Source organism: Roseospira navarrensis, from assembly GCF_009601025.1.
Taxonomy (GTDB): domain Bacteria; phylum Pseudomonadota; class Alphaproteobacteria; order Rhodospirillales; family Rhodospirillaceae; genus Rhodospira; species Rhodospira navarrensis.
Genome location: NZ_WIVE01000102.1, coordinates 1 through 8,880, shown reverse-complemented (window position 1 = coordinate 8,880; position 8,880 = coordinate 1). Strand labels below are relative to the sequence as shown.

General features: G+C 70.4%; 7 protein-coding genes and 1 pseudogene. 7 read left to right on the top strand and 1 reads right to left on the bottom strand.

The annotated features are described in order from the left end of the window. Nucleotides 1-280 precede the first annotated feature (280 nt). The 7 genes from GHC57_RS18185 to GHC57_RS18155 all read left to right on the top strand — a co-directional run bounded on the left by GHC57_RS18185 (nucleotide 281) and on the right by GHC57_RS18155 (nucleotide 8,557). The gene (locus GHC57_RS18185) at nucleotides 281-832 is read left to right on the top strand and encodes a hypothetical protein (protein ID WP_153346933.1); all 552 of its coding nucleotides are present in this window, start codon (nucleotides 281-283) and stop codon (nucleotides 830-832) included. A gap of 119 nt (nucleotides 833-951) precedes the next feature. Beyond that, a complete protein-coding gene (pseB, locus tag GHC57_RS18180; RefSeq protein WP_153346931.1) occupies nucleotides 952-1,953 on the top strand; it encodes a UDP-N-acetylglucosamine 4,6-dehydratase (inverting) in 1,002 nt (333 codons plus the stop codon). Continuing rightward, nucleotides 1,950-3,140 (top strand): UDP-4-amino-4,6-dideoxy-N-acetyl-beta-L-altrosamine transaminase, encoded by a 1,191-nt coding sequence (gene pseC / locus GHC57_RS18175; protein ID WP_153346928.1) that lies wholly within the window; start codon nucleotides 1,950-1,952, stop codon nucleotides 3,138-3,140. Before pseB ends, pseC begins: the two co-directional genes overlap by 4 nt. Next, nucleotides 3,137-3,844 (top strand): pseudaminic acid cytidylyltransferase, encoded by a 708-nt coding sequence (gene pseF / locus GHC57_RS18170; RefSeq protein WP_153346926.1) that lies wholly within the window; start codon nucleotides 3,137-3,139, stop codon nucleotides 3,842-3,844. Before pseC ends, pseF begins: the two co-directional genes overlap by 4 nt. Further along, nucleotides 3,844-5,451, top strand: coding sequence for a UDP-2,4-diacetamido-2,4,6-trideoxy-beta-L-altropyranose hydrolase (pseG, locus tag GHC57_RS18165; RefSeq protein WP_153346924.1), 1,608 nt, complete (start codon nucleotides 3,844-3,846; stop codon nucleotides 5,449-5,451). The genes pseF and pseG overlap by 1 nt, the downstream gene beginning before the upstream one ends. Then, nucleotides 5,448-6,539 carry a pseudaminic acid synthase gene (gene pseI / locus GHC57_RS18160; RefSeq protein WP_153346922.1) on the top strand — a complete coding sequence of 364 codons (1,092 nt, stop codon included), beginning with the start codon at nucleotides 5,448-5,450 and terminating at the stop codon, nucleotides 6,537-6,539. The genes pseG and pseI overlap by 4 nt, the downstream gene beginning before the upstream one ends. Before the next feature lie 50 nt (nucleotides 6,540-6,589). Next, nucleotides 6,590-8,557: a 6-hydroxymethylpterin diphosphokinase MptE-like protein gene (locus GHC57_RS18155; RefSeq protein WP_153346920.1), complete on the top strand. Its 1,968-nt coding sequence runs from the start codon at nucleotides 6,590-6,592 to the stop codon at nucleotides 8,555-8,557. A 132-nt stretch (nucleotides 8,558-8,689) separates the two neighbouring features. Here the strand turns inward: GHC57_RS18155 and GHC57_RS19675 are convergent. After that, nucleotides 8,690-8,880 (bottom strand): annotated as a pseudogene (locus GHC57_RS19675) (IS110-like element ISEc32 family transposase); the annotation flags it as partial.

Below are 8,880 nucleotides of genomic sequence, written 5' to 3'. Positions count from 1 at the left end.
CCGGATCGCGGATCACGATGACAACGGGCAAAGACCCCATCCTGAGACGATCACACGATCCGGTGCGGGGCCCCGGGTGGCCACCCGGGGCCCCGCAACCCGGCATCTCCACAATGCCACAAATCAAACAGACAATCCTGAAGCCGCGAAGCGGCTGAAGGATCTCGAGCGTGGGTCTCCGATCCGCTGCAAAGACCTGCGAGAGCGATCGCGTTAACCTCAGCCCGGTGCCCTGCGGTGGCGTTCGTACGCCTGTTGAACCAGATCGGAGACTTGTCCCATGACTCGTGGTTTCGTGACATCCCTTGTCGTCGCTCTGCTTCTGGCTGCCGGACCCGCCCGGGCGGGCGAGGCCGAACGGGCCTGCATCGCCGGGCCGGTCGCCGCCGATCTGGCGGCCAAGGTGGCGTTCCAGGACGGGATGCGCGACCTGATGGCCGCCGCCCGACCCGACCTGGCGGACCTCATCACGCTGAACCGGGACCTTCAGGTGGCGCTGGTCGAGGCGCGGGCGGTGCGCCTGACGTGGCTGGCTTTGGAGGACCCGGACCGCCTGCGTCCGCTGTCGGCGGACGGCACCCCGTGGCGGGGATTCGCGTGGGACGAGGCCGACGAGGCGGCCCTGCGCGCGGCCGACCCGCGCTACCTGACCCTCGGCACCCGGGCGGAGGCGCTGGCCACCCGCAGCGACGGGCATCCCGACTGGCCGGCCCTGCGCGACTATATGCGCTCGTCCCTGCGCAATGACCCGGGCTTCCGGGATCTGATGCGGGATCTGGTCAAGCCGGTCCAGGACATGGACGACGCCATGCGGGCGTGCCTGATGGAGTAAGACCAACCACGGTCGGTTGCGGACCCCCCGGGCGGGGTGACGGATCGTTAAGACATTTCGGCTAGCGTTAGCCTCCGGTCTCGGAACGTTTCCCTCCGCTGCACGCAAGGTCCGCCGCAATGTTCGATGGCAAATCGATCCTCATCACGGGCGGCACCGGCTCTTTCGGAAAGCAATACACCCGCACCCTGCTGACCCGATACAAGCCCCGGCGCCTCATCATCTATTCCCGGGACGAACTCAAGCAATTCGAAATGCGCGAAGAGTTCCAGGACCCCTGCATGCGCTTCTTCCTGGGCGACGTCCGCGACCGCGACCGCACCCGGCAGGCCATGGACGGCGTGGACTACGTGATCCACGCCGCCGCCCTGAAGCAGGTGCCCGCCGCCGAGTACAACCCGACCGAGTTCATCCGCACCAACATCAATGGCGGCGAAAACGTCATCCGCGCCAGCATCGAGGCGGGCGTGCAGAAGGTCATTGCCCTGTCCACCGACAAGGCGGCCAACCCCATCAACCTGTACGGGGCGACCAAGCTCGCCTCGGACAAGCTGTTCGTGGCCGCCAACAACATGGTCGGCGCGCGCCCCACCCGTTTCGCGGTGGTGCGCTACGGCAACGTGGTGGGCTCGCGCGGCTCGGTGGTGCCGTTCTTCCGGCGCCTGATCGACGAGGGCGCGGACTCCCTGCCCATCACCGACGACCGCATGACGCGCTTCTGGATCACCCTCCAGCAGGGCGTGGATTTCGTGCTGACCAACTTCCACCGCATGGTGGGCGGCGAGATCTTCGTGCCCCGCATTCCCTCGGTGCGCATGTCGGATCTGGCCACGGCCATGGCGCCGGACCTGCCCCAGCGGATCATCGGCATCCGGCCGGGCGAGAAGCTGCACGAGATCATGTGCCCCGGCGACTATGCCCATATCACGCTGGAATTCGACGACCACTACGTGATCCTGCCCACCATCAAGCTGTTCGATCACGATGTCAGCTATTCGCTGAACGCGCGCGGCGAGGCGGGGCGGCCGGTGGATGCGGGGTTCGAGTACAACTCCGGCAACAACCCGCACTTCCTGACGGTCGAGGAGATCCGGGCGCTGAACGGCTCGCTCGGGCTATGATCCCCTACGGCCGCCAGAGCATCGATGCCGACGACATCGCGGCCGTGGTCGCGGTTCTTCAGGGCGATCGCCTGACCGACGGCCCGGCGGTGGAGCGGTTCGAGGCCGCGCTGGCCGAGGCCACCGGCGCGCCCCATGTGGTGGCCTGCAACTCGGGCACCGCCGCGCTGCATCTGGCGGCGATGGCGCTGGACCTGGGGCCGGGCGATGCGGCGGTGGTGCCGTCGATCACCTTCCTGTCCACCGCCAACGTGCCGCACCATACGGGCGCGGCCGTGCGCTTCGCCGACGTGGACCCGGACACCGGCCTGCTCACCCCCGAGACTCTTGAACAGGCCCTGGCCCGACCCGGTCCGGGCACGCCCCGCGCCGTGTTTCCCGTGCATCTGAACGGGCAGGTCTGCGACATGGCGTGGATCGCCGCCGTGGCCGAGCGCCACGGGCTCGCGGTGGTGGAGGATGCCTGCCACGCCCTCGGCGGCGGGGCGCGCCTGGACGGCGCGCGCGTGCCGGTGGGGGCGGCGACCGCCTCGGCGGCGGCCTGCTTCTCGTTCCACCCGGTCAAGACCGTGGCCATGGGCGAGGGCGGCGCGGTCACCACCCGTGACGCAGAGATGGCCGCCCGCATGCGGCGATTGCGCACGCACGGGTTCACGCGCGACCCGGCGCTGTTCCAGGCGGACGCCCAGGCGTTCGACGCCGACGGAGTGCCCAACCCCTGGTACTACGAGATGGCGGAGCCGGGGCACAACTTCCGCGCCTCCGACCTGCACTGCGCGCTGGGGGCCAGCCAGTTGCGCAAGCTGGATCGGTTCCTGACGCGCCGCCGCGCTCTCGCCGCCCTGCATGATCGGGCGCTGGCCCCGCTCGCGCCCCGGCTGCGGCCGATCCCGCGCGGTCCGTCGGAAGACGACGGCTGGCACCTGTATGTGGTGCGGATCGACTTCGAGGCCGTCGGCCGCTCCCGCGCCGAGGTCATGCGCGCCCTGGCCGCCGCCGGCATCGGCACGCAGGTGCACTACATCCCGGTGCATCGCCAGCCGTTCTACCGCGCCCTTGATCCGGACCTGCACCTGCCGGGGGCCGAGGCGTATCACGCTCGCTGCCTGTCCATCCCCCTGTTCCCCGACATGGCGGACGCCGATGTGGACCGCGTCGCCGGGGCGCTGGCGGAGGCGCTGGGATGACGGCCCTGGCGGTGATCCCGGCGCGCGGCGGCAGCAAGCGGATCCCGCGCAAGAACATCAAGCCGTTCCACGGCCGCCCCATGATCGCCTGGTCCATCGACGCCGCGCTGGCGTCGGGGTGCTTCGCCGACGTGATCGTCTCGACCGAGGATGACGAGATCGCCGCCGTGGCCGAGTCCCTCGGGGCCTCCGTGCCGTTCCGCCGCCCGGTCGCGCTGGCCGATGACCACACCGGCACCGCCGAGGTGATCGCGGACGCCTGCGCCCGCTGGGCGGAAGGGCGTGAGCCCCCGGAGTTGGTGTGCTGCCTGTACGCCACGGCCCCCTTCGTGACACCGGACGACCTGCGCCGGGGCCGCGACCGGATCGAGGCGCGGGGGGCGGACTATGCGTTTTCCGTCACGGACTTCCCCTACCCCATCCAGCGGGCCTTGCGCCTGACGCCGGACGGCGGCGTGGCCATGATGTATCCCGAGCACGAGACCACCCGCTCCCAGGACCTGGAGCCGGCGTGGCACGATGCCGGGCAGTTCTACTGGGGTCGGTTCGCCGCGTGGCAGGGCCTGCGGCCGATCTTCGGCCCGGCGTCGGTGGCGGTGCCCCTGCCCCGCCATCGCGTGCAGGACATCGACACCCCCGAGGACTGGGCCATTGCCGAGCGTCTGTTCGCTCTTGGGGTGGACAGGACGCGGGGAGGCGTCTGATGCCCGGGAGTCCGGGGCGGGTGGTGGTGGTGCGGGCGGATGCCTCTCGCCGGATGGGCACCGGGCATGTCCTGCGCGGCCTGACCCTGGCCGGCGCGCTGCGGGATCTGGGCGCGGCCGTGCGTGTCGTCTGCCGGGCGCATCCCGGCCACCTGATGGAGCGGATCGCGGCGGAGGGCTTCCCGGTCGCTGGCCTGCCCGCCCCCGCTGCCGGGGACGACTCCTGGCTGGGCGCGTCCGAACCGACGGACGCCGAAGAGACCATCGCGGCGCTGGCGGGCGCGCGGCCGGACTGGCTGATCGTGGATCACTACGCCCTGGGGGCGGCATGGGAACAGGCCCTGCGGCCGCATGTCGGCGCGATCCTGGCCGTGGATGATCTGGCCGACCGCCCCCACACCTGCGACGCCCTGCTGGACGCCAACCTGCATCCGGATCCGGAGGCGCGCTACGATGGCCTGGTGCCCGACGGGTGCCGCCTGCTGTGCGGCCCGTGGTTCGCGCCGCTGCGTCCGGAGTATGCCGCCGCGCGCCGTCGCCGGGGCGGACCGCGCGCCGGTCCCGTGCGGCGGGTGCTGGTGTTCTACGGCGGCTCCGATGCCTCCAACGAGACCGCGCGGGCGCTGCGCGTGCTGTCGCGGCCGCCGTTTCGCGCCATGGGCGTGGATGTGGTGGTGGGCGCGAACCATCCCGACCCCGCCGGGATCGCGGCCCTGGCGGCGGCCCGGCCCAACATCACGCTGCACGGCCCGCGGCCCCATCTGGCCGACCTGATGGCGGCGGCCGACGTGGCCTTGGGGGCGGGCGGTGTTTCGGTGTGGGAGCGCGCGACCCTGGGCCTGCCGTCGCTGCTGACCGTGACCGCCGCCAACCAGGCGGCGCAGGTGGCGCGTCTGGAGGAGACGGGTGCGGTCTGGTCGCTGGGGCCGGTCGAGGCCGTGACCGACGACGCCCTCGCCGACACGATGGCCGCTCTTTGCGACGACACCGATGCGCGCGCCGGGCAGGCGGCGGCGGCCTTCCGCCTGACCGACGGGCGCGGCGCCGCGCGGGTGGCGGAGGCCCTGTGCCCCGATCCCGACCGCGCCCTGACCGCGCGACCCGCCACCCCGGCGGACGCGGCGCTGTACTTCCGCTGGCTGAACGATCCCGAGACGCGCCGGCAGGCGTTCCAGACCCAGCCCGTGCCCTGGGCCATCCATGCGCCCTGGTTCGCGGCGGCGCTGGAGGCGTCCGACCGCTGGATGCGGGTGGCCGAGACGCCCGCCGGGGTGCCGGTCGGACAGGTCCGCCTGGACCGGGCCGCACACGGTGGAATCGTCTCCTTCGGGCTCGATCCGCTGTTCCGGGGGCGCGGCTGGGGACCGCGCCTGCTGCACATGGCGCGCGAGACCTGGGCCGGGGAGGCGCGCCAGTCCCAGCCCCAGCCCGAATCCCGGCCCCAGCCGTTGCACGGCTTCGTGCGCCCGGACAACGCGGCCTCGCTGCGGTCCTTCCGCCGCGCCGGCTTCGTCGAGGCCGCCAGCCGCCATCCCGACGCCCCCGCCGGGTCCATCGACATGGTCTGGACCCCGCCCGACCCTGCCCAACAGGAGGCGCCCGCATGACCGAGCCCCCCACTGCCGCGCCGCCGAGCCTGTGGTTCGGGGCCACGCCCATCGGCCCGGGACACACGCCGTTCGTCATCGCCGAGATGTCGGGCAATCATAACCAGTCGCTCGACCGCGCGCTGGCCATCGTCGAGGCCGCCGCCGCCGCCGGGGCGCACGGCCTGAAGCTGCAGACCTACACCCCGGACACCCTCACCCTGGACTGCGACCGGCCGGATTTCATGGTGTCCGGGTCCGATACGCCCTGGGCCGGGCGGCGACTGTACGATCTCTATGCCGAGGCGATGACGCCCTGGGACTGGCACGCCCCCCTGTTCGAGCGCGCCCGGGCGCTGGGCATGATCCCGCTCAGCACGCCGTTCGACGATACCGCCGTGGACCTGCTGGAAAGCCTGGACAGCGCCGTCTACAAGATCGCCTCGTTCGAGACCAACCACCTGCCCCTGCTGCGCCGGGTGGCGGCCACCGGCAAGCCGGTCATCATGTCCACCGGCATGGCCACCGCCGGCGAGATCGAACGGGCGGTGGCCACGCTGCGGGACGGCGGCTGCCGGGACATCGTGCTGCTGAAGTGCACCAGCACCTATCCGGCCACGCCCGAAAACACCAACATCCGTACCATTCCGCACATGCGCGCCCAGTTCGGCTGCGAGGTGGGGCTGTCCGACCACACCCACGGCCTCGGCGTGGCGGTCGCCGGCGTGGCGTTGGGCGCCACGGTGATCGAGAAGCATTTCACCCTCAGCCGGGCGGACGGCGGGGTGGATTCCACCTTCTCCATGGAGCCGGCCGAGATGGCCGCCCTGGTGGCCGAGACCGAACGGGCCTGGCAGGCGCTGGGGGCCGTGTCCTACGGCCCGACCGAAGCCGAGGTGGCCTCGCGCCGGTTCCGCCGCTCGCTCTACATCGCGCGGGACTGTCCCGCCGGCCACGTGCTGACCGCCGAGGATGTGCGCATCGTGCGCCCCGGGCACGGTCTGGAGCCGGCCGCGCTGGACGACGTGCTGGGGCTGCCGCTGGCGCGCGCCGTTGCCCGGGGGGAGCCGCTCCGATACGCTCTGTTCAAGCCCGGGTCAGACGCGTGAAGACGACGCCCGCCCGTTCTCTTTCTCGTGCCTTGTCGGGGAGTCGCCCCATGGATGTGGATGTGGACCTGATCCAGGACCCGGCCGACCGGGAGACGTTCACCGATCCCGATCTGTACCGGCGCAACCATCGCATTCTGGGGCGGCGCGCGCCGTTCCTGCGCTCGTTCCTGGAAAGCGGGCGGGGCGACTACACGGTGGAGAAGACCGAGGCCGGGATCATGATCCACGACCTCGCCGGCCGCCCGGTGATGCCGCACCCCGCGCACGAGCATGCGGCGCGCCGGTTCGAGATGTACATGGCCAAGCCGACGATCCTGGCGGCGTACCGGCCCTTGCAGGCCGTGAACGTCGAGGCCCGGTACTGGGACGATCACCTGCAGACGGTGCTGCCGACCACGGACGCCGCGTTCTGGAAACGCGACCCGGACATCAAGGCCGCCACCACCTGCGTGATGGTGGACACGGCCTCCACCGAGACCATGCTGAAGTTCCTGGAGGCGCTGCCCGACCTGGATCTGGTCATCTTCTGCATCCACGACATCAACCTGTTCGTCGCGGCCCTGCAGGTCATGGACTGGGAGGTGGTGTATCAGGCCTTCGACCGGCGCGGCGTGGCCATCTGGATGCGTCTGCTGCCGGGCGGGCAGGACTCCAAGCGCGTCATCCTGGAGCAGCTCCGCCGCGCCGTCCGCATCATGCCGGACAATATTCCGTTCTACAGCCACCTGGAGAGCGCCACCTACACCGCGCTGATCCGTGATGTGGTGCGGGAGTTCACGCCCTCGACCTACGGCGTGGGCTTCTTCCGCGACGAAGTCATCATGCTGGAGAACACGCAGGAGAACATCTACAAGCGGGACCGTCCGCTGCTGTGCAAGCAGCCGGCGCATACCGGGACGGCGCTGATCGTGGGCTCGGGACCGTCGCTGGATCGCACCCTGGACCGGATCAAGGCGCTCAGCGAGACCTGCACCGTGGTCGCCGCCGGCACCGCCGTGGAACCGCTGCTGTCCCATGGCATCCGGGTGGATGTCTGCGTGATCCTGGAGCGCGGCATCGTCCCCCGGCAGGTGTTCGAGGGCATCGCCGAGCGGGTGGACCTGAGCGGCATCACCCTGATCGCCAGCGCCACCGTGGACACCCAGACCGAAGACCTGTTCGACCGCGCGGCCTATTTCTTCCGGCCCGGGCTCAACACCGCCATCGGCTATGGCCGGGACAACGGCCACATCCTGCAGGGCTGCGACCCGACCGTGACCAACACGGCCGTGTCGGTGGCGCACTTCATCGGCTACCGCCGCATGGTGCTGTTCGGCGTGGATGTGGGCTCCATCGACATCAACAAGCACCACAGCGACAACACGACCTACTACAAGGAAAAGAAGCTGGGCGACCTGGCCCCGACCCGCATGGGAATCCAGGCGGATGCGTCGTTCGGCGGCCCGGCCCATACCAACAACATCTTCGACTGGACCCGCCTGCGCCTGGAGGAGTTCTTCCGCGTCTTCAACGAGATCCAGGCGGTCAACATGTCGGACGGGGTGACCATCCGCAACGTGCCCCCCGTGATGCCCGAGGTCCCCGTCTCGGTCACCGACCTGTTCCCCATCGGCCGGCCCAGCCCGGGCTGCCTGACGATCGAATCCAGGCCCTACGACCGCACCAACTACCGCTACGATCCGGACGAGCTGGACCATTACGTGGATCAGCTTCTGGAGGCGATCCGGTCGTTCTCGTGGGAGACCCGGACCGAGGCGATCCTCTCGATCAACTCGCTGCTGTGGGTTCAGGGCGTGGCGCACCCCTATCAGACCATCCTGCGCGGCACCCTGACCCACATGGTCACCGCCGTGGTGGGGGCGCTGCTGCGCATGACGGACGCCGAGCGCGCCCGGCACGAAACCGCCTTGCGCGACGCCATGGTGGCGGGCCTCACCGGCATGCATGCCGAGCTGAGCGACCTGATCCGGCACGACATCCACGCCATCCCCTGGGACGACCCGATGCGGTATTGAGCGGCGCCGGCGCCGGACCAGGGTGAGCCCGCTCCAAAGAACAGGCGGGGCAGGGGGGATGGCCCCGCCCGAGATCCTTCGCCCCTTTCAGGGGCTCAGGATGACGATGTTCCATGTTTCAGTGTCATCAACTCAGTTTGTGGCGGGTTCGGGCTGAGGCCGGAGGACCGCGTTTGCGATGGTGACGAGCTTTCTGGCAACGGCGAGGAGTGCGCCTTTTGGTGTCTTTTTGTTTCCGATAAGCCGTTCGTAGAAGGCCTTGAGGTCGGGGTTGTATCGCACGGCGGAGAGCGCGGCCATGAAGAGCTTGGATCGCAAGGCGC